Genomic DNA, 19,707 nt, shown 5'->3' with positions numbered 1-19,707 from the left:
CGCTCCGCGCCCGTCAGCCTTCCAGCCGGGCGCGGAGCCGGCGCTTCGCGTCCGGCCACTCGTCCGCGAGAAGCGAGAAGAAGACGCTGTCACGCCAGGTGACGCCGTCCGACCGCAGCCGGTGGCGGCGCCAGACGCCCTCACGCTGCGCACCCAGCCGCAGGATCGCTTCCTGGGAGCGGGTGTTGAGCAGGTCCGTCTTCCACATGATGCGGCCCATGCCCAGGTCCTCGTAGGCGTAGGTCATCAGGAGCAGCTTCGTCTCGGTGTTGACCGGGCTGCGCCAGTACGCGCGGCCGTACCAGGTCCAGCCGATCTCGAGCCGCTCGTCGACGGTGCTCACCTCGTGGAACGTCGTCCAGCCGATCGCCCGGTCGCTGCTCAGCTCGATCACCGCGAAGGCGACACCGCCCGCCTCCCGACTTTCCGCGCAGACCGTGACCGCGAGATCACGCAGCTCGTCCTCCGTCCGCGGCGGGTCCGCGGGCAGCCAGCGCCACACGTCCTCGTCACCGCCCCCGGCGGCGAACAGATCCGGCACATGCTCCGGGCCGAGCGGTTCGAGCCGGACGAAGCGGCCGGTCAGGACGGTGGGCGAAGGAGCCTTGGCAACCATGGACGCACGGTAACCAAAGGACTCATGGGCCGGCCAGCCGGTTTTGGATCCTGGACGGCATGTTCCGGTGCCTCATGGGGTACGCGGGAGATTCAGTCGCCGAAAGGACTCGCAGCCATGACCGACATCCATTCCAATGGCGCCCTGCCCCCGGCGCAGCAAGCTCTCCACGAGATCGCCCAGGGCGGCGAGAACGTGATCGCGCTGAGCACCCTCGCCCTCAGTGACGTGCTGCTTCCCGTTCCCGGCGGGCCCGGCGAGCCGGACGCAGAGGAGCCGGAGCCCGCAGCGCCGCAGGGCATCCAGCTGCCGGTGTACGAGCAGGAGGACGGCGTCAAGCTCGTGCCGGTGTTCACCTCCGAGGAGCGGATGGCGCAGGCGCTGCCGGGTACGCACCGCTACCGGCTGGTGCCGCTGTCCGCCCTCAGCGGCAGCTGGCCGTCCGACGAGCTCACCCTCGCCATCGACACCGGCTCCCCGGATGCCCTGAGCATTTCGGGGCCCGGGGTGCGGGCGCTGGCGGCCCTGTCGGGCTCGGGGTCCCCGGGATCAGGGTCGGGTTTCTGAACGGGATCGACGGGCCAGGCAGGCTCGTCCTGACGCGGGCCCGGCTCGTCCTGCCCCCGGGCCCGGCTGCTCGTCCTGACCAGGCCCTGCCCGACGCCCTCCCCGGCACCCGACTCCGACGGCTCACGGCCGGTAGACCACCAGGGCGCTGGGCAACTTGCCGAGCAGCAGTTCCGACGGCGCGGGGACCACCTCGCCGTCGTAGGCGAGATGGCTGCCCGCTGCCAGGCCGCGGATCCGCAGCCGGCGGAGCTTGGCGGCGGAGTACACCGGGGAGCGGGTGAGGAAGCCGGTCACGGCGGCCCCGAGCAGCCGCGTACGGGCGAACGGGCCACCGTCCACGATGCGTACGTCCAGGATCCCGTCGTTCAGATCGCGGCGGCGGACCGGCGCGAGCCCCACGCTCGAATAGGCGCAGTTCCCGGCGAAGAGCAGCCAGACCGACCGGCGGCGTCCGTTGATCTCGATGTCGACCGGCTCGGACGTGCGCAGCACGTGCACCGCCGCCAGCACGCTCGCCGGCCAGCTGCCCACCCGCCGCGACCAGCGCTCGCGGATGCGCACCAGCTCCGGGTACGAGCCGATGCTGAACGTGTTCACGAAGGGGACGGCCTCCGCGCCGCCCGGGGTGTCGTACGAGGTGTACGTCGCGAGGTCGACGGCGGACGCGGTGCCGGCGACGACCGCGGCGGCGGCGTCCTCGACCGTTTCGATGCCGAGGTCCAGCGCGAAGTGGTTGCGCGTTCCACCCGGGAAGGCCACCAGCGGGAGGCCGTGCCGCAGGGCGATCGACGCGGCCAGGGTGACCGTGCCGTCGCCGCCGCACACCCCGAGCGCCCCGCCGTGCTCGACCGCCTGCCGGGCGGCCTTCTCCAGCAGCTCGGCCAGGTCGTCGTCCTCCGTGCGCTCCGCGACCCCGGCCAGCGGCAGGGCGGTGCGGATCCGGTCGGCGGGTGGATTGAGCAGCGCGGGCGGCCCCGATGCCTCGTTGACCACGACGAACAGTCCGCGCCCTGCCGGCAGCGAAGGAGCCTTCACGACCGGACCCACGTCAGCGGTCGTGCCGTCCGCGGTGGGGATGAGCGCCCGTACGGCGAGTGCGGCGCCCACACCGAACGCCGCACCGGCCGCCACATCGCTCGGATAGTGCACCCCCGTGTAGATCCGGGAGAACGCCACCGAGGCGGCGATCGGTGCCACCACCGCGCCCCAGCGGCCCGACTCCATGACGACCCCGGTCGCGAAGGCGGCCGCCGAGGCCGCGTGCCCGGAGGGGAAGGAGGTGGTGAAGGGCTGGTGCCGCAGCCGGCGTATCACCGGAACGGTGTCCACGACCGGGCGGGCCCGGCGAACGGCCCGCTTGCCCACGGTGTTCACCGTCGCGGAGGCCAGCGCCAGGGATCCCACACCGCGCAGCGCCGCCCGCCGGCCGGGCTTGCCGCCGACCGCGGCGATCCCGGCGGCCACCCCGAACCACAGCAGCCCGTGGTTCGCGCTGCGGCTCAGCCGGGGCAGCACCGGCTCGGCACCCGGCCACCGCCGGTTCGCGACCTGGTGGAACAGCTTGTGGTCCCACGTTTTCAAGGGGTGGGCCCTACCGCGTAGCTTCATGCGATAGCGGCTACCCGGGCAACCGCCTTCGATACCACCGGGCTCGCCTAGGATGCCCGGGTGGCTGATGATCGAATAGACCTGGTGATCTTCGACTGTGACGGCGTCCTGGTGGACAGCGAACGCCTCGCCGTCCGCGTCGACGCGATGATGCTCGCCGAACTCGGGTGGCCGCTGACCGAGTCCGAGATCGTCGAACGCTTCGTCGGCCGCTCGCACCGCGACATGACCGCGGCGATCGAGAAGCAGTTGGGCCGATCCCTCCCGGAGGGCTGGTACGACCGTTACCGGCCCTGGTACCGGTCGGCGTTCGACGCCGAACTGACCGCCGTGGACGGCATCGCCGAGGCGCTCGGCCTGATCGCCCTCCCCACCTGCGTCGCGTCCAGCAACACCCACCCGGGACTCCGCTACACGCTCGGGCTCACCGGCCTGTACGCGCGCTTCGAGGGGCGGATCTTCAGCGCGTCCGAGGTCGAACACGGCAAGCCGGCACCTGACCTCTTCCTGCACGCGGCCCGCGCTCTGGGCGCCGATCCGGCCCGCTGCGTCGTGGTCGAGGACAGCCGTTACGGCGTCGAAGCGGCCCGCGCGGCGGGCATGCGCGCCTTCGGCTACTACGGCGGGCTCACCCCGCGGGCCTGGCTCGAAGGCCCGGGGACGGTCGTCTTCGACGACATGCGTGACCTTCCGGAACTGCTCCTCGGCGGGTTCTGAGCCGGGCGGGCGGCGCGAGCGGGGCGAGTCGAAACACGGCCTCAGCCGAGTCAGGACCCAGCCTCACCCGCGTCGGGACCCAGCCTCACCCGCGTGGAGACCCAGCCTCATCCGACCCTCACCCGAGCCCGACCCGAGCCGGTCGCGGTGGGATCGCCCGAGCCGGTCGCGGTCGGATCGGGAACCCGGCCCGGGGCAAACGGGTGGGCGGCGTCGCGGGAGGGCATGGCACTGCGGTGACGCGCGCGTCGGCTGGGAAGGTGGCCGCAGCCACTGACCCACCGGAGGCACGGATGCAGGGGACGACCCCGTACGATCTCAGACCCGATCCGGGGCTTCCCGTCCCCGCGTACTGGACCGCGCACCTCGCGGGCAGCGGGCTCGAACCGGCGGGCGGCGGCCCGGCCGTACGCCAGGCCGCGGCCGGGTACTGGGAGCGCCGCGGGCTGTGGACCGATCCGGCGCGCGTCGTGGCCGCGCCCGGCGCCGAGTCGCTGCTGCTCACGATCCTCGCCGCCACCGGCGGCGGTCTGGTGCTCGCCCGGCCCTCGGCCGCCTGGCAGGCGCCCGTCGCCCGGCTGCTCGGTCGCGACGTGTTCGCCGTGCCGACCCCGGCGGAGGGCGGCGGCGCGCCGGACCCGTTCGCCCTGCTGGAGACCGTCCGCCGGGCGCGGACGGAGGGCGGGGACCCGCGGGTGCTCCTGCTGTCGCCGGCGGACGACCCGACCGGCACCGTCACCTCGCCCGAGCTGCTGCACGAGAGCTGCGAGGCGGCCGCCCAGGCGGGGCTGATCGTCGTGTCCGACGAGACGTACAGCGACACCCGTCACGACGCGGGCACGGTCCTGCTCAGCCCCGCCGAGATGCTTCCCGAGCGGACGATCGTCCTCTCCGACCTCGGCGGGTCCCTCGCGCCGGCCTGCTGCCCGGTCGCGCTCGCCCGGTTCCCGGACTCCGAGGAGGGCACCGGGCTGCGGGAGCGGGTGGCGCTCGGCTGCGGCGAGTTGCGGGCCGCCCTGCTCGCACCGGTCGCCTCCGCCGCGGCGTACGCCCTGACGGAACCGGCCGACGTACGCGCCCACACCGGGGCCGCGAACCGACTGCACGCTGCCGTCGGGGCCGGCGCGTACCGCGCCCTGACCGCCTCCGGCGCGCTGTGCCGCCCGCCGCAGGCCGGCTTCCAGCTCTACGCCGAGCTGACCTCGCACGACACCCACGACCTGCCCGATGCACCAGCCCTCGAACGTCACCTCACCCACCGGCTCGGCCGGCCGGTCCTCGGCGGCCACCGGTTCGGCGACGACCCGGCCGCGCTGCGGGTCCGGATCGACACCGGCCCGCTGCACGGCGGAACCGACCAGCAGCGGCGTACCGCGCTCGACGCGATCGAGCCGCTGGAAGTCCCGCACGTATCCCAAGCGTTGACAGAACTCGAGGCGGCCTTCACCGAACTGACGGCCGGCTGAACTCCGGTCGGTGACCGGGGGCGCTTCCCACCACGCCCGTCCGAGCCCGCGCAGCCAACGGATGGGAGACTCGATGACCGATCAGACCGAGCGCGCCCTCGCCGATCCACGCCCCCTCGCCGAAACACGCCCGCTCGGGAGCGCCGCGTATGGCCGAGATCCTTCGCGGACCGACTCACCGCCCCGCTCCCCGGGTTCCGCGAGATGGCCCGAACCCTGCGCGAAGGGGCTCTGCGCCCCACCGCCGAATCGCTCGCCACGATTCCCGGACTGCCCCTGGAACCCGGCCCGCTGCCGCTCGTCGACGCCGACACGGTCGCCGTCACCTGGGCCGGGCACGCCAGTTGCTGAGCCGCGAGCCGTAGAAGGGGCACCCGGCGCGGGCGCCGCATCTCACTCGCCGGGCGGGCCGGCCTTGCGTCCCGCCCGGCGCCACACCTGCGGCGCCAGCGCGACGAGGAAGGCGATGCCGACCGCGAGCGCCACGCCCTGCCAGGGCTCGGGGAAGAGCGAGCCGCCGACGATCCCGATCAGCTGGTACGCGGCGGCCCACGCCAGGCAGGCCGCGATGTCGCCGCGTACGAAACGGCGCAGCGGCAGCTCGCCGAGCAGACAGGCCACCATCACCGGGATCCGTCCGGCGGGAATCAGCCGCGACAGCACCAGGACCGCCACACCGTGCTCGTCGAGCTGCCGCTGGGCCCTGGCCAGATGCTCCGGATCCGCCCGGCTCTGCAACCGGCGCAGCCAGCGCGAACCGTTCTTCGAGCGGATTCCGCGCTGTCCGAGCCAGTACAGACCGACGTCGCCGATGAACGCGGCGAGCGCCGCCACACCGAAGACCAGTGCCGGCGCGAACGGTGAGGTCTCGTGGAACGCGACGACGGCCGCGCCGCTGACCACCGCACCGGTCGGGATCACCGGCACCAGCGAGCCGAGCACCACCAGCAGGAAGAGCGTCGGATAGCCGACCGCCTGCCGGGTGGTCTGGGAGGTGGAGGACGACGCCGCCTCCGCGAGAAAGCGGATCACCGTGCCGCCGCCAGCCGTACGCTCTCGCCGTGCTCCAGCCGGTGCACGGCCACCTCCGGCGCGAGCAGCGCCGCGTGCCGTACGAACTCGGTCCCCGGGGTGTGGAATTCGTGCGGCCGTACCGCGTCCATGCCCACCGGCCAGTACGTGCCGTAGTGGATCGGCACCGCTGCCCCGGGTGCGAGCTGTGCCAGGGCCTGCGCGGCCCGTCCGGCGTTCAGGTGCCCCGCGCCCAGGAACGGGCCCCAGCCGCCGACCGGCAGCAGCGCCGCGTCGCACGGTCCGACCTCGTCGGCCATCTCGTCGAACAGCCCGGTGTCCCCGGCGAAGTACGTCCGAGCCTCACCGTGCACGACGTATCCGAGCGCCGGGACGCGGTGCGGTCCGTACGGCAGCCGCCGCCCGTCGTGGGCCGCGGGCACCGCGCGGATCGTCAGCGGGCCCACCCGTACCTCGTCGCCCGCCACCACCTCGACGAGGTCGAGTTCCGTCAGCCGCCGCAGCCCCGGCACGGCCTGCGGAGCGCCGCGCGGCACCAGCACTCTCGTGCCGGGCGCGAGGCGGGCCAGGGAGGCGGGATGCAGATGGTCGGCGTGCAGATGGGAGACGACGGCGACGTCCGCGACCGTCGCCTCCGGTGGCGGCACGGCCCCGCGCCGCCGCCGCAGATGCGCGAGCCGGCTCACGAACAGCGGATCCGTCAGCACCCGGACGCCCGAGTCCCGCACGGTCACCGTGGCATGCCCCCACCACGTGATCTCCACCGCCACCGGAACCGTCCTTCCACCGCACCGTCTGCTGTTCGCGTCCGCCGTCGGGGGTTGCCGTCCGCGTCTGCCGTCTGCCTTTCGCTGGCTGCCGTTCGCGATTGCCGTCCCCGGCTTCCCTCCCCCCGACCCTATGCCGGTCACCGGGCGGGCGCGGGGGTGGCCTGCCCGGCGGCCGGGGGACGTTGTGGCAGGGTGGAGAGCGTGGCGGAGTCATCCGGGTCCGGCGATGCCGGAACCCGGCGGCGGAACGGGACGTGAGGTGAGCCGGGCGTGCTGCGGCGATGGCGGTGGCGGTCCATGGGGCGGGCGGCCGCGCGGGTAGTGATCGTCTGGGCGGTGTCGGCGGCGACGCTGGCCGCTCTGGCGGGGATCCTGCCCGATTTCAGCATCCAGTCGCCGAACGGCGACGACCCGCCGCAGATCGCGGTCACGGCCGGGATCGGCGCGGGCGCCTTCGGCGTGCTCAGCGCCCTGGTCTGGCCCGTGCTGGTGCGCGCCCTGCTGATGGTCCCGGCACTGGTGCTGGGCATGCTCGTCTTCTTCCTCAACGGTTCGCTGCTGCTGATCGCGCTGCGGTTCACCCCGCACGGCGAGGTCACGCCCGCCACCGCTGTCGTCATCGCGGCCGTGATGTCCGCGACCTCGTCGGCGACCAGTACCGCGCTCGCGGTGCGCGACGACGAGGCGTACGGGAGACGCCTCGCGCGGCTCGCGGGCCGGCGCCGGCCCGAGCGGGGCGCAGTGGGACCGACGTACCCCGGCACGGTCTTCCTCCAGCTGGACGGCGTCGGACATGACGTACTGCGGGAGGCCGTGCGCCCCTCGCAGCGCGGCGGGCGGACCAGACCCCCGGCGATGGAGACCGTCGCCGAGTGGCTGGACAGCAGCCACCGGCTGCTGCCGTGGCGCACCGACTGGAGCAGCCAGACCGGCGCCAGCCAGCTCGGCATCCTGCACGGTTCCAACCACGATGTGCCCGCTTTCCGCTGGTTCGAGAAGGACACCGGGCAGCTGATGGTCTGCAACCGGCCCTCCAGCGCCGCGGAACTGGAACGCCGGGCGGTCGCCCGTACCGGTGCGAGCGGCCTGCTCGCCGAGGACGGCGCGAGCCGCGGCAACCTCTTCAGCGGCGGCGCGGACCAGATGGCGCTGGTGATGTCGGCGGCCGCCCAGCGTGGGACGTTCCGCCGCTCGCGGTCCGGCTACTTCGCGTACTTCTCCGACCCCGCCAACGCCGTACGCACCGCCTGGTCCTTCGTCGCCGAAGTCGCCCGCGAGATCGCGGAGTCGACGGCCTCGCGGCTGCGCCGGGACCGGCCGCGGATCAAGCGCGGCGGCCTGTACCCGCTGCTGCGCGCCTTCGCGACCGTCATCGAGCGCGATGTCGCGGTCGCCGCGGTGATCGGCGACATGCTCGCCGGCCGCACTGCGGTCTACGCGGACCTCGTCGCGTACGACGAGGTGGCCCACCATTCCGGGCCCCGCAGCCGCGACGCGTTCAAAGTGCTGAACCGGCTGGACCGTTCGATCCGACTCATCGCCGACGCCGCCCGCTACGCCCCCCGCCCCTACCGGATCGTGCTGCTCTCCGACCACGGCCAGAGCCACGGTGAGACCTTCGCGGACGCGTACGGCCTGACGCTGAAGGAACTCGTACGCGCCGGCTGCGACCTCCCCGTACCGCGCCGCGCCGGGCGCAGCGTGAGCGGCGCCGAGGCCAGGACCGCGGCCCGCGCAGCCCTCCACCGGGACGAACGTGGCCGGCACCCGGAGGAGGAGAAGGAGTGCGCGGGCCCGCCCTCCGACCCGGTGGTCCTGGCCTCGGGCAACCTCGGACTCGTCACCTTCCCCGGCCTCACCGGCCGCGTCACCCAGGAGGAGATCGAGCAGCGCTTCCCCACCCTGCTGAAGACCCTGGTGGACCACCCGGGCATCGGCTTCGTCCTCGTCCGCAGCGCCACCCGCGGCCCGCTCGCCCTGGGCGCGGGCGGCGCGGAACACGAACTCGGCACCGGCCGCATCCACATCGCGGACCCTCTCGCCCCGTTCGGCAAGGGCGCCGCCGAAACGGTCCGCCGCACCGACACCTTCCCGCACGTCGCCGACCTCATGGTCAACTCCTCGTACGACCCCGCCACCGGCGCCGTCCACGCCTTCGAGCAACAAGCCGGCTCCCACGGCGGCCTCGGCGGCGACCAGAGCCGCCCCTTCCTCCTCTTCCCCGGCAGCCTGACCGAACCCGAACACCCCCTGGCAGGCGCCGAAGCGCTGCACGACGTGCTGCGCGGCTGGCTCGCGGACCACCCTGACCAGCCCCTCCCCGAAAACCCGTTTGCACCGGACCTGCCAGAACCGGGAGAGTTGCCACTACGCCAAGGGGCGTAGCTCAGCCGGCCAGAGCGCTGGTCTCCAAAACCAGATGTCGCAGGTTCGAACCCTGCCGCCCCTGCCCATCGCTCACTTCCGCTGGAAGAAGTGGGGAACCGCGCCGACGGTCTCAACGGAAAGTCGGCGCGTGCGGTACGTGGTCGCGGAACCGAATGCCGCCGTCGGTGTCCAACGGAGGCTCGTCCCACGGGATCACCCGGTACGCGACGATGCACGGGCCGCAGGCGTGCAAGGTCCAACCGGGGCCGGCCCCGGACCGCTTGAAGCCGATGACGACGTTGGTGTCCTCGTCGAGCCGGAGTTTGCAGAAGTGGCACCAGGCGAGCAGTGGCGCGGTCATCGGATGGGCTCTCCCACGCGGCAGCGCCTGCAGGCGCAGAACGGCCAGTAGCCGGTGAGCGGCCGGTTGGCGGCCGGGATGGAGCGCTTGGGCTGGACGGTCGTGCGCTCGCCGCGTTCGTTGACCTTGTAGACGGCGATCGTCAGGCCGGGGTGCCTGCGTTGCTGTGGCGGCAGGGCCACGGCGCGCAGGTCTTTGAAGTTGCTGCTCATGTCGTCTCCTGAGTGACTTCTGCCCAGAGGCCGTGATCGTCCGGAGTGACGCCGTGGCCGGACGAGAAGCTGCGGATGATCGAGAGGCCGGCGCCGCGGATGCTGTGCAGCGGTAACGCCCGGCTGCCGGATGCGGAGATGCGCGCGCGGTAGCCGGCCGTGGAGACGGTCATCTGGATCGTCGCCGACCGTGTCGCCAGGACGGCGACGAACAGTTCGTTGGCCAGCAGCGGGGCGTCCTCGTGGTGCACGTGGCTGCCCGCCCATACCCGGGCGGCGTGAGCCTGCTCGGCGGCCGCCGGGAACCGGCGCTGCCAGCTCTGTCCGGATTCAGGCATGGGTAGGCTCCCGGAGTCCGCAGAATTCTGAGTACGGAAAATCTCTTTCTGTACTCAGAATCGCGCGCGACTTGGCGGTGGTCAAGTGAAGCGGCCAATATGTGAGTACAGAAACGGACGATCACTCGGGAGGGTGGTTCGCGTGCCCCGCGAGGAACGGCCGGAGTACCTCCGCATCGCCGCCGAAGTGCGTGCCCAGATCCACGACGGCACCTACGCACCCGGCGACCGCCTGCCCACCCTGCCGGAACTGTGCGAGGCCCACGGCGTCTCCGAGACGACGATCCGCAACGCCCTCGCGGTCCTGCGCAACGAGGGGTTGATCGAGACGCGAACCCGCGCGGGCACCATCGTCCGCAAGCGGCCGCCCGTTCACCGCATGGCCGCCGACCGGTATCGCACCAACCCCGCCCTGCCACAGACCGCGTTCACCAAGGACCAGGGCATCGGCTGGTCCGAGTACCGGCTCGACAAGCGGTACGTGAAGAAACGGGCCGACGCTGAACTGGCCGCGCTCTTCGAGTGCGAGGTCGGCGAACCGCTCCTCGCCCGGCACTTCGTGTTCTACGACAACGACGCCCCGACGCAGATGTCCATCAGCTACGTCCGCTGGTCCGACGTAGCCGCGACGCCCGTCGCCGACCCGATCAACGAGCCCTGGCCCGGCGGCACCCGCGCGCAGCTCAAGACGCTGGGCATCCACGTCACCCGCATCACGGAGTCGTTCACCACGGGCATGCCCACCGAGGAGGAGCAGGCGACGCTGCGTATCGGCGGGTCCGTCCCGGTCATCCGGTTCACGCGCCGGCACGTCGCCGACGACGGCCGGGTGGTCGAGGTCGCGCACCCGATCGTGCGCCGCGGTGACACCACGGTCGTCGAGTTCGCCATCGACCTTGAGGACTGACGCAGGCGCACGAAAACGCTCCCTCCCGCCGGAGCGGGAGGGAGCGTCCATCGAAGTAGGCGTCCAGAGATCAGAGTTTGCGACGGTGACAAACGCGCTCTGCCGTTGAGCTACCGGCGGCTGGGCCGCAGGCCGGGAGTTGAACCCGGAACCTCGTCCTCCTGAAGGAAGTAACCGTTGCTTGCGCACCTGGACAATGTCAGCTTAGACGGATGATCAGTGCGCGTCGCCCGGTTTTTGGGGCTGGGCGGCGGGCGCGATCGCCTTGGGGACCCGGTCCGGCGGAAGGTTCGTGGGTGCGGTGGAGTCAGGCGGTGCTGCCGCCGTCCAGGACGAGGTCGGTGCCGACGGCGAACCCGGCCTCGGGGGAGGCGAGATAGAGCACCGCGGCGGCGATCTCGTCGAGGGTGCCGGCCCGCCCCGCGGGGACGTCTCGCCGCATGCGCGCCGCCTTGTCGGTGGCGCTCTCACCGGGGCGGGTGGACAGGGGGGTGTCGACGGGGCCGGGGCTGATCGCGTTGATGCGGACGCCGTCGGCGATGTGGTCGAGGGCGGCGTTGCGGGTCAGGGCGCTGACGGCGGCCTTGGCGGCGACGTACGCGCCCAGGTTCGGACCGCGGCCGTGGGCGCCGCGGTTGGAGGAGACGTTGACGATCGCGCCGCCGCCGTGGGCACGCATGTGGGCGATCTCGTACTTCATGGAGAGCCAGGTGCCGGTGAGGTTGGTGTCGAGGCTCGACCGCCAGTCGTCCTCGGAGATGTCGGCGACCGGGGCCGGAGTCGTCAGGATGCCGACGTTGTTGACGGCGATGTCGAGTCCGCCGAAGCGCGCCACCGTGTCCTGGACCAGGCGCTGTACGTCCTGCGAGCGCGTGATGTCGGCGGTGAGGACGGCGGCTTCGCCGCCTTCGGCCTCGATGAGCGCGGCGGTCTCCTTCAGCGGTTCCGCCCTACGTCCGGCGACGGCGACCCTGGCCCCCTCCCGGGCGAACGCGAGGGCGATGCCCCGGCCGATGCCGGATCCGGCGCCGGTGACGAGGACGGCCCTGCCGGTGAAGCGTGCGGTCATGGCGACAACTCCTTGGCGTTAATTACTGGATCGATCGTTCTTGTATGCGGGCATGCGGAAGCCGCTCCGGGCGGGTTTTCGTTGAATGGTCAGTCGAGGAGTGACAGTGCCTGCGCCGCCGCGTCCCTGGCGCGGGACGGGTCCTGGCCGGCCTTGCCGACCACCCGCAGGCCCTGCATGAGGACCAGCAACAGCCGCGCCAGCGCCCGCGGATCGCACCCGTCGGGCAGCTCCCCCTGTGCTCCGGCGCGGGTGAGCGCCGAGGTGAGCGCCGTCTCCAGTCGGTCCCAACTGGCCTCGACGCGCCGGGCCGCGACCCGGTCGTGCGGAGCCAGTTCGACCGCGGTGTTGGTGACGAAACAGCCGCGTCGCAGCTCGTCGCAGGCGGATTCCTCCGCGAAGCGCGTCACCAGGGAGCGGACGGCGGGGAGCGCCGGCCCGGGCTGGGAGAGCTCCTCCATCAGGCCCCGGTCGCAGAGCTCGCTGTAGCGCTCCAGCGCCCTGACGTACAGCTCGTGCTTGCTGCCGAACGTCCCGTAGATGCTGGCACGGGCGATGCCGAGGTGCTCGACGAGGTCGGCCATCGACGTCGCCTCGTAGCCGCGCCGCCAGAAGAGCTCCAGAGCCGACTGCAGTGTGCTGTCGGGATCGAATTCCTTGGTCCTGGCCACGGAAATGACGCTACTCGTATCGAGAACGATGAGTCAAGAATGGTTGATCCAAACCCCTAGACCGGGGCGGATCGGGGTCAGACCTCCAGGCGCAGCCGCAGGCGGCGCAGGCCGTCCCGGTTCGTCTCCACGGTCCCGTCCGGCCGCCACCCCAGCCGGGCGTAGAACGCCCGCGCCCGTTCGTTGTGCTCCCACACCCCCGCCAGCCCGGTGAGCACGCCCGTCTCGCGCAGCGACTGGACGTACGCCGCGTGCAGCCGGCCGCCGATGCCGCGCCGCCACTGGCCGGGCCGCACATGGATCTGCGACAGCTCCAGCGCGGTGCCGGGTGCGTCGGACTCCATGGTGAGCACGCCCACCACCTCACCGTCCGACTCGGCGATCAGCGTCGTCTTCCCGGGCAACTGGATCGCCCGGGCCCACCCGTTGAAACGCGAGACGAGCCCGTCCGTCGCGTCGAGCTTCTCCCCGGCCGCGCCGCCCTCCCGGTACGACGCGGCGCATGCCGCCGTATGGATGCTCACTACCGCGTCCAGGTCGTCCATCTCGGCCGGGCGTATGCGTACAGGAAGATCATTCATGCTGAATATGACGCAGATCGACGGCCATTGGTTCCCCGAATCGAGACCGGCCCGTTACCGGACCGACGCCTGCGTCCTCAGCCGGGCACCACGAAGCCGCATTCGTAGGCCGCGATGACGGCCTGGGTGCGGTCGCGGGCGCCGAGTTTGGACAGGACGCGGGCGACGTGGGTCTTGACGGTCTCGGGGCCGAGGCCGAGCCGTTGGGCGATCTCCGCGTTCGAGTGGCCCGACGCCATCAGGCGCAGCACGTCGGCCTCGCGCTCGGTGAGGCGGTCGCGGAGGGCCTGGGAGGGGTCGACGGGGGCGTAGCGGGCGGCGAGCGCGCGCACGGCCGCCGGGAAGAGCAGCGAATCGCCGCAGCTCACCAGCCGTACAGCCTGAACGAGTTGGTCCGCCCCGGCGCGCTTCAGCAGGAAGCCCGAGGCTCCGGCGCGCAGCGCCTCGTAGACGTAGGCGTCGTTCTCGAAGGTCGTCACGACGACGATGCGCGGCGGATCCGGCATCGTGCGCACCAACTGCTCGGTGGCGCGGATGCCGTCGATCTCCGGCATGCGGACGTCCATCAGGACGACGTCCGGGCGCAGTTCGCGCACCAGCGGGATGGCCTCGGCGCCGGTGGCTGCCTCGCCGACGACCTCCATGTCCGGTTCGCTCTCCAGGATCGCGCGCAACGCCGTACGCACCATCCGCTCGTCGTCGGCGAGGACGATCCGCAGGCTCATCGGGTCCCCGCCCGCAGTGGCAGGGCGACGCTCAGGCGCCACCGCGAGCCGTCGGTACCGGCCTCGAACCGGCCGCGCAGTACGGCGGCGCGTTCCTCGACGCCCATCAGACCGCGCCCGCCGCCGGTCCTGCGGGAGGGCGCCGCCACCACCGGGTTCACCATCTCGATCTCCAACTCGTCCTCCGTCAGGGCGATCCGCAGCCGCACCGGGACCTGTCCCGCGTGCCGCAGCGCGTTGCTGAGGCCTTCCTGCACGATCCGGTACGCCTCGCGGGAGACCATCGGCTGCACCTCGCCGAGATCGCCCTCGACGGACGCGTCCAGCGGGACACCCGCCGCCCGCGTCTGCCCCAGCAGGGCATCGAGGCCGTCGAGAGTGGGGCCCGGGGGAGCGGTCGTGCCGTCGCCGTCCTCGCGCAACAGGCCCAGTACGTCGTCGAGTTCGGCGACCGCGCGCCGGGTGGTCTCCTCGATGGCGGCCAGAGCCTGCCGGGCGAACTCCGGATCGCGGTCCAGCACCTTGCGGGCGGCGCCGGCCTGCAGCGTCACCGCGCTGAGCGCGTGCCCCACCGAGTCGTGCAGCTCGCGGGCCAGCCGGTTGCGCAGGGCCAGCCGTACGGTGCGCTGCTCGGCGGCGGCCAGCCGGTCGACCGGGGTCGGCCCGAGCAACTCGGGGGAGCAGCGCGCCAGGAGGGCGGCCGCGCCCTTGGCGGCGAGCGCGAGCGCGGCCATCAGGACCACGGCGGCGAACGGGGCCAGTACGTGATGGCTGAGGGTGAGCGGGCGGGACCAGGGGAGTTCGTTCTCGCGCAGCCGCGCGGAGAACGGTAGCGCCAGCAGCACCACGGCGGCCGGTGGGACGGCCAGGGTCATACCGCTGACGATGCCGCCGAGCCCCACATGCAGCACGAACCAGCAGGACGTCCGGGCCCGCGCCGCCCACGTCCGGTCCTCCGAAGGAGCGGGCCCGCCCTCGGGGCCCGCGCACAGCGCCCGCGCCGCCGACCCCTCCAGATCGCGTACGAGGGGGAAGACCGCGGCCGCGGCCGCCGCGATCGGCAGGGCGAGGGCGAAGGAGCCAAACTGCTGCGCGACCCAGGCACCGCTGCCCTCGTCGGCGTGCGCGACCACGGTCAGCACGGTGTTCATCAGCAGGTAGAACGGCATCAACAGCGCGCCGCCGAGGATGAGATGGACCCACCGGAGCCGGGCCCGCCGCCCGAACAGCGCGCCGGCCGTCCGGGACAGCGCTCCGCGCGCTCGGGACGGCACTCGCGGCGATCCGGGCGTCGGTCCGGGCGGCGGTCCAGCCGTCGGCCCGAGCTTCGGCCGGAGCTTCGGCCCGGGCGTCTGCCCGTGCGCCGGCCCCTGCGTTCGGTCAGCCACGCCGGAGGGCGGCTGCTGTGCCGCGCGCCGCGGAGCGTTCGGTGAGCAAGTAGACGCCGACGACGAGAACGAGCATCCCCAGGAGCATCTGCACAGCGTAGGTCAGGTCCATGAGCGGGGTCGTGGCCGGATCACCGCTGTCGTCCGGGGCGACGATCCCGGCCAGCAGCATCCAACCGCCCCAGGCCGCGGAGGCCGCGCCGCCGGTCCAGCCGAGGGCCAGCGGGACCGCCAGTCGGGTCCTGCCCGGACGGAAGGCGGCCAGCAGGACGCCGACGGCGCCCAGTACCGCGAACGCGGCGGTGTCCGCTTCGACGATGGCGGTGCTCGTGGTGTGTTCCGCGATCCGCGAGGCGCTGAGGCCCACGGTCCCGCCGCAGGCCCAGAGGGTGTGCAGGGTGGCGGGCAGCAGTGCGGCGACCGCGGCGGCCACCGCGACGATCTGCTGGACGGACCGGGTGGGGCTCGCCGTGAGGTCCGCGGTCCGGCCGCGCAGCAGCGGGCCCCAGCGGTCCTTCGCGTAGAGCACGAACAAGGTGCCCAGGGCTAGCCCTTGGATGCCGAACCCGGTGTAGACGACGCCGAACACCCACTCCGCGAGCCAGGGTTCCTCCTGCGGGATGGTCTGAGTGCCGGTGATCCAGGAAGCGGCGGTCTGCAGCGGGAAGCCGACGATGATCGGGGCGATCAGGCCGGTGGCGATCCAGCCGGGCAGGACGAGCAGCCAGGCCGGCAGGCGACGGCCCCAGGGGCGGGTCAGGGCGAGGGCGAGCGCGACGACGGCGAGATCCATCACGACCGTCATGACGTTGACGGCGAAGAAGGCGCTGTCCTTCAGGCTGTCGCGCAGCGAGCTGCCGGCCGGAATGCCGACGGTGCTGCCCGAGAGCCAGGCGATCTTGAGCATCAGATACGGGACGCAGGCGGTGACGGCCACGGCACGCAGGACACGGCGGGCCGGCGGGGTCCGCCGCTGCTGGGGGACGGTCGGGGACGGGTGATCGAGCACGGTGTTTTCCATACCGTCCACGCTCCCGGCCGGGAGCGGCCGCCACGTCCGGCCGGAAGACGATCCGCATCCCCAGAACGGGGGACCTCCCGGCCGCGGCAATCGTCAACCAAGGGTTGACGCTCCCTTGTCGTCAACCTAGAGTTGACGCATGACGGGACAACCAGTACGACTCGACGACCTCATCTCCCACGTCAAGGAACGGCACCCGGACGGCGACCCGCTGCAGAACCTCTCCGACGCGGTGACCCTGGCGGAGCACGTCGGCGAAGTCGCCGACCATCTGATCGGCCACTTCGTGGACCAGGCCCGCAGGGCCGGTGCCTCCTGGACCGACATCGGCCAGAACATGGGCGTCAGCAAGCAGGCCGTACAGAAGCGCTTCGTACCGAGAACCCCCGACGACCTCGACCTGCCGCTCGACTCCCTCTTCGGCCGCTTCACCAACCGCGCCCGCAACACGGTGAAGTGCGCCCAGGAGGAGGCGCGATCCGCCCTGCACGCGAGCCTGGGCACCGAACACCTGGTCCTCGGCCTGCTCCATGAGCCGGAAGGGCTGGCCTGCCGCGCCATGGTCGAACTGGGCGCGTCGCCGGAGGCGGTCCGCGCCGCCGTCAGTACCCCCGGCGGGGAGACCGAGCCGGTGAAGGGCCATATGCCGATCACCGCCGGCGGCAAGAAGGCGCTGCACCTCGTCCTGCGCGAGGCGCTGCGCCTCGGGCACAACTACATCGGCACGGAGCACATCCTGCTCGGCGTCCTCAGCGACGAGCAGGACCCCGCAGCCCAGGCCCTGGTGGGCCTGGGGGTCACCAAGGGCCTGACGGAGGAGTGGGTCGTCGCGATGCTCCACGAACTGTCGAAGTAGCCCGCCGGACCGGCCGCGCGGAAGCGGCCGTCAGGCGTCCTTGCCCAGGGTGAGCAGCCGGTAGACCGGGTCGGGGCGCGGGGTGTGCTGGCCCGGCAGCGCGGCCAGGCCGTCGATGACGCCCTGGGCCTGGCTCGGGCTGAACTCCAGGGCGGAGGCGAAGTATCCGGCGCGGATCTTCTCGACCGTCAGCGCCGGGGAGCGCCCCTGGCCGTGGCCGGTGAAGGAGATCTCCGTGCCGGGCCGCAGCCCGTGACCCGCCGCCCAGCCGACGACGGCCGCGGCCTCGTCGTAGGCGTCCGGGATGAGGTGCGGGGCGAGCAGCGCGTCGATGTCGCTGTCCACCCCGTGCGCCAAGTCCTTGTCGACGGTGGTGATGAACACCCCGCCGGGCCGCATCACCCGCGCGCACTCGGCGACCACCTCGGCAGCGTCCGGCAGCAGATGCAGCAGCCAGATGGCGCACACCGCGTCCACGGACCCGGTGGCGAACGGCAGCCGCCGACTGTCGCCGAGCACCACGGCGGCTCCGACCCGCCCGGCGGCCACCGCCGCCATACCGGCCGACGCGTCGACACCGAGGACCCGCAGCCCCGGGCGGACGAGCCGCTCGGTCACCAGGCCGGTCCCGCACCCCACATCGAGCAGGGTGCGGGCCCGGTCCGGCACGAGGTGGAGTACGGCGCGGGCCGCGGCTTCCGCCCGGGGGACGCCTCCGCGGGTCGCGTCGTACCGTTCGGCTTCTGCGTCGTAGTTCAGCACACGGGCAGCCTACGGGGAGTCATCAGCCGGCGAGGAAATCGTGTACTCCCTGCGATACCCCGTCGTCCCCGAGCAGGTCATTGTGGTTGAGGCACCCCGCGTCCGTGTTGACGGCGCCGCTGAGCGCGACGCTGCTGTCCGGGTTGATGACCTCGTCGCACTCCGACCAGAAGGTCGCGTACTTCACCGCGCCCGGTGTCTCGTCCCCGGCCGCCAACTGGTTCTGCACGTACGACCCCGGCGACATGTCGCGGCACGCCTGGTCCCAGATCACGCACGCCCACGAGGTGTACGTGCCGTGGTTCGGACCGCCGAGGGAGACCCAGTGGTCGACGGTGGCCGTACCGCCGCGGAACTTGACGTACCAGCGGGTGGTCAGGCTGCCGAAGGAGTGCGCCACCAGGTCGACCTTGGACGCGCCGGTCCTGCTCAGCACGGAGTTGACGTAGTCGGTGAACCGGCCCGCCAGCACCTCGTTGACCGACTGGTGGGTGTCGTACCCCCAGCTGTACAACTCGTCGTCGGTGTAACCGGCGGCCTTGAAGTCGCTGATCATCCCGCCCCACACGCCGGGGTCGGCGTTGTAGCCGTGGACGAAGATCACCGGATGGTGCGCGGGCGGTCCTGCGGGCTGTGCGCCCATCGACGCGGGCGCCGCGCCGAACAGCAGGGCCAGGGCGCCGAGTACGGACAGGAGCACGGTCGATCTGCGACGCATGAACTGCCTCCTACGAGGTGGGGGGACGGGCCGGGCCGCGGTGCGCGCGGATCCCTCCTAACTCGTGGGGGAGTAGGAGTAGACCGTGGTGGAGACCATGCAGATGCCCGGCTGGACGACCTCCGCGCGCAGCGTGCCGGAGCGCGGGTCGTAGTCGATGCCCTCGGACTCGAAGGTGCCGGAGCAGATGCTGCGCTTGGGTAGTTGGAGCAGCGTCGTCACCTGGCCGGTGACCGCGGTGCCGTCCAGCGCGTGCGGGAGATCGACCTGCAGCAGGTCCTTGGCGTCGTCGTCGGAGACACAGACCAGGCGGGTGTCGGAGACGAAGTCGCAGCCCTGGATGTTGTCGACCGCGCGGTTCAGGGTGATCTGCCCGGCCTGCGCGAGAGCGCCGCCGGTGCGCGGGGTGGCCGGGTTGAGCAGTGGCGCCGGGAAGACCTGGAGGCGGTCGCGGGTGCCCCACTCGCCGGAGACCAGCCACTGCGCGTCGGGGGAGACGGCGGCGAAGGAGTTGTTGAGCGCCTCGCCGGGGTCGAGTTGGTGGACGTACTCGTAGCGCTGTCCGCCGGGCGTGGTGACCGTGTACATCTTCGACGTGGCGCCGTCCCCGCCCTGGTAGGCGTCGAAGACATGGCCCTGGGCTATGTCTGGGTCGCCGATGTGGTTCCAGCCCTCGATGCGCAGGGCGATCGGGATCGAGCCGAGACCTCGGTAGAGCAGCGAGCCGTCGGCGCGGCTGGCCACACCCTCGCCGCCGGTCAGGGAGCCGGTGTACGAGGTGCCGGACGGGGTCCAGCCACCGGGGGACGCGGCCGAGGCGGTGGAGCCGACGAGGGCGAGGGCGATGGCACCGGCCAGTACGGCGGTGGCATGGAGCGGCTTGGCGATCACTGATCCTCCGTCAGTTTGACATCAGGGGGCAGATCGTAGACCGGATGTCCGCACGTATCTA

At 72.4% G+C, this 19,707-nt stretch carries 23 protein-coding genes and 1 tRNA gene; 8 read left to right on the top strand and 16 right to left on the bottom strand.

Annotation, left to right across the window (positions count from 1 at the left end; all coding sequences use genetic code 11):
- Positions 1-13 precede the first annotated feature (13 nt).
- Entirely contained in the window at positions 14-616 is a 603-nt protein-coding gene (locus AC07DC_RS06305; protein ID WP_478912294.1) for a GNAT family N-acetyltransferase, read from the bottom strand.
- Between the two features lie 117 nt (positions 617-733).
- Between AC07DC_RS06305 and AC07DC_RS06300 the strand changes: the two genes are divergently transcribed.
- Entirely contained in the window at positions 734-1,183 is a 450-nt protein-coding gene (locus AC07DC_RS06300) for an SseB family protein (protein ID WP_478912292.1), read from the top strand.
- A 123-nt stretch (positions 1,184-1,306) separates the two neighbouring features.
- Here the strand turns inward: AC07DC_RS06300 and AC07DC_RS06295 are convergent, their stop codons facing one another.
- The gene (locus AC07DC_RS06295) at positions 1,307-2,794 is read right to left on the bottom strand and encodes a phosphatase PAP2 family protein (protein WP_478912290.1); all 1,488 of its coding nucleotides are present in this window, start codon (positions 2,792-2,794) and stop codon (positions 1,307-1,309) included.
- Between the two features lie 84 nt (positions 2,795-2,878).
- Between AC07DC_RS06295 and AC07DC_RS06290 the strand changes: the two genes are divergently transcribed.
- From AC07DC_RS06290 to AC07DC_RS06280, 3 genes are all read left to right on the top strand, one after another.
- A complete protein-coding gene (locus tag AC07DC_RS06290) occupies positions 2,879-3,511 on the top strand; it encodes an HAD family hydrolase (protein ID WP_478912644.1) in 633 nt (210 codons plus the stop codon).
- Positions 3,512-3,771: 260 nt separating this feature from the next.
- Complete coding sequence (locus AC07DC_RS06285; RefSeq protein ID WP_478912288.1) at positions 3,772-4,977, top strand: aminotransferase class I/II-fold pyridoxal phosphate-dependent enzyme; 1,206 nt, start codon at positions 3,772-3,774, stop codon at positions 4,975-4,977.
- A 204-nt stretch (positions 4,978-5,181) separates the two neighbouring features.
- Positions 5,182-5,328: a hypothetical protein gene (locus AC07DC_RS06280; protein WP_478912286.1), complete on the top strand. Its 147-nt coding sequence runs from the start codon at positions 5,182-5,184 to the stop codon at positions 5,326-5,328.
- 42 nt (positions 5,329-5,370) lie between these two features.
- Here AC07DC_RS06280 and AC07DC_RS06275 read toward each other — a convergent pair whose 3' ends face one another.
- Together AC07DC_RS06275 and AC07DC_RS06270 are read right to left on the bottom strand one after the other, a co-directional pair.
- The gene (locus AC07DC_RS06275) at positions 5,371-6,009 is read right to left on the bottom strand and encodes a DedA family protein (protein WP_478912284.1); all 639 of its coding nucleotides are present in this window, start codon (positions 6,007-6,009) and stop codon (positions 5,371-5,373) included.
- Positions 6,006-6,779, bottom strand: a complete 774-nt coding sequence (locus tag AC07DC_RS06270; RefSeq protein WP_478912282.1) for an MBL fold metallo-hydrolase — start codon at positions 6,777-6,779, stop codon at positions 6,006-6,008. The genes AC07DC_RS06275 and AC07DC_RS06270 overlap by 4 nt, the downstream gene beginning before the upstream one ends.
- 297 nt (positions 6,780-7,076) lie before the next feature.
- Between AC07DC_RS06270 and AC07DC_RS06265 the strand changes: the two genes are divergently transcribed.
- Positions 7,077-9,164 carry a phage holin family protein gene (locus AC07DC_RS06265; protein ID WP_478912642.1) on the top strand — a complete coding sequence of 696 codons (2,088 nt, stop codon included), beginning with the start codon at positions 7,077-7,079 and terminating at the stop codon, positions 9,162-9,164.
- Positions 9,155-9,228, top strand: a tRNA-Trp gene (locus AC07DC_RS06260). The genes AC07DC_RS06265 and AC07DC_RS06260 overlap by 10 nt, the downstream gene beginning before the upstream one ends.
- A gap of 48 nt (positions 9,229-9,276) precedes the next feature.
- Here the strand turns inward: AC07DC_RS06260 and AC07DC_RS06255 are convergent.
- The 3 genes from AC07DC_RS06255 to AC07DC_RS06245 are packed head-to-tail and all read right to left on the bottom strand — an operon-like array spanning position 9,277 to position 10,057.
- Positions 9,277-9,507: a hypothetical protein gene (locus AC07DC_RS06255; RefSeq protein WP_478912280.1), complete on the bottom strand. Its 231-nt coding sequence runs from the start codon at positions 9,505-9,507 to the stop codon at positions 9,277-9,279.
- Positions 9,504-9,719 (bottom strand): hypothetical protein, encoded by a 216-nt coding sequence (locus AC07DC_RS06250; RefSeq protein ID WP_478912278.1) that lies wholly within the window; start codon positions 9,717-9,719, stop codon positions 9,504-9,506. The genes AC07DC_RS06255 and AC07DC_RS06250 overlap by 4 nt, the downstream gene beginning before the upstream one ends.
- Complete coding sequence (locus tag AC07DC_RS06245; protein ID WP_478912276.1) at positions 9,716-10,057, bottom strand: hypothetical protein; 342 nt, start codon at positions 10,055-10,057, stop codon at positions 9,716-9,718. The genes AC07DC_RS06250 and AC07DC_RS06245 overlap by 4 nt, the downstream gene beginning before the upstream one ends.
- Before the next feature lie 142 nt (positions 10,058-10,199).
- On the opposite strand from AC07DC_RS06245, the gene AC07DC_RS06240 reads away from it, so the two are divergent.
- Complete coding sequence (locus tag AC07DC_RS06240) at positions 10,200-10,964, top strand: GntR family transcriptional regulator (protein WP_478912274.1); 765 nt, start codon at positions 10,200-10,202, stop codon at positions 10,962-10,964.
- A 307-nt stretch (positions 10,965-11,271) separates the two neighbouring features.
- Here AC07DC_RS06240 and AC07DC_RS06235 read toward each other — a convergent pair whose 3' ends face one another.
- The 6 genes from AC07DC_RS06235 to AC07DC_RS06210 form a co-directional block, all read right to left on the bottom strand.
- On the bottom strand, positions 11,272-12,033 hold the full coding sequence (locus AC07DC_RS06235; protein WP_478912272.1) for an SDR family NAD(P)-dependent oxidoreductase: 762 nt from the start codon (positions 12,031-12,033) through the stop codon (positions 11,272-11,274).
- 89 nt (positions 12,034-12,122) lie between these two features.
- A complete protein-coding gene (locus tag AC07DC_RS06230) occupies positions 12,123-12,704 on the bottom strand; it encodes a TetR/AcrR family transcriptional regulator (RefSeq protein ID WP_478912271.1) in 582 nt (193 codons plus the stop codon).
- Between the two features lie 77 nt (positions 12,705-12,781).
- A complete protein-coding gene (locus AC07DC_RS06225; RefSeq protein ID WP_478912269.1) occupies positions 12,782-13,285 on the bottom strand; it encodes an N-acetyltransferase family protein in 504 nt (167 codons plus the stop codon).
- Positions 13,286-13,362: 77 nt separating this feature from the next.
- Complete coding sequence (locus AC07DC_RS06220; protein ID WP_478912267.1) at positions 13,363-14,010, bottom strand: response regulator transcription factor; 648 nt, start codon at positions 14,008-14,010, stop codon at positions 13,363-13,365.
- Positions 14,007-15,284 carry a sensor histidine kinase gene (locus tag AC07DC_RS06215; RefSeq protein ID WP_478912265.1) on the bottom strand — a complete coding sequence of 426 codons (1,278 nt, stop codon included), beginning with the start codon at positions 15,282-15,284 and terminating at the stop codon, positions 14,007-14,009. The genes AC07DC_RS06220 and AC07DC_RS06215 overlap by 4 nt, the downstream gene beginning before the upstream one ends.
- A 106-nt stretch (positions 15,285-15,390) precedes the next feature.
- Positions 15,391-16,419, bottom strand: a complete 1,029-nt coding sequence (locus tag AC07DC_RS06210) for a hypothetical protein (protein ID WP_478912263.1) — start codon at positions 16,417-16,419, stop codon at positions 15,391-15,393.
- A 139-nt stretch (positions 16,420-16,558) separates the two neighbouring features.
- On the opposite strand from AC07DC_RS06210, the gene AC07DC_RS06205 reads away from it, so the two are divergent.
- Positions 16,559-17,275 carry a Clp protease N-terminal domain-containing protein gene (locus AC07DC_RS06205; protein ID WP_478912261.1) on the top strand — a complete coding sequence of 239 codons (717 nt, stop codon included), beginning with the start codon at positions 16,559-16,561 and terminating at the stop codon, positions 17,273-17,275.
- A gap of 30 nt (positions 17,276-17,305) precedes the next feature.
- On the opposite strand, the gene AC07DC_RS06200 is transcribed toward AC07DC_RS06205, so the two are convergent.
- From AC07DC_RS06200 to AC07DC_RS06190, 3 genes are read right to left on the bottom strand one after another with little or no spacing between them, the layout of a single operon-like run.
- Positions 17,306-18,037 carry a class I SAM-dependent methyltransferase gene (locus tag AC07DC_RS06200; protein ID WP_478912259.1) on the bottom strand — a complete coding sequence of 244 codons (732 nt, stop codon included), beginning with the start codon at positions 18,035-18,037 and terminating at the stop codon, positions 17,306-17,308.
- A 22-nt stretch (positions 18,038-18,059) separates the two neighbouring features.
- On the bottom strand, positions 18,060-18,755 hold the full coding sequence (locus AC07DC_RS06195; protein ID WP_478912257.1) for an esterase/lipase family protein: 696 nt from the start codon (positions 18,753-18,755) through the stop codon (positions 18,060-18,062).
- Positions 18,756-18,812: 57 nt separating this feature from the next.
- Complete coding sequence (locus tag AC07DC_RS06190) at positions 18,813-19,643, bottom strand: hypothetical protein (RefSeq protein WP_478912640.1); 831 nt, start codon at positions 19,641-19,643, stop codon at positions 18,813-18,815.
- Between the last annotated feature and the right edge of the window lie 64 nt (positions 19,644-19,707).

The sequence above is a fragment of the Streptomyces sp. NPDC045021 genome, assembly GCF_056432645.1.
This window is presented reverse-complemented; position numbering and strand designations above follow the sequence as displayed.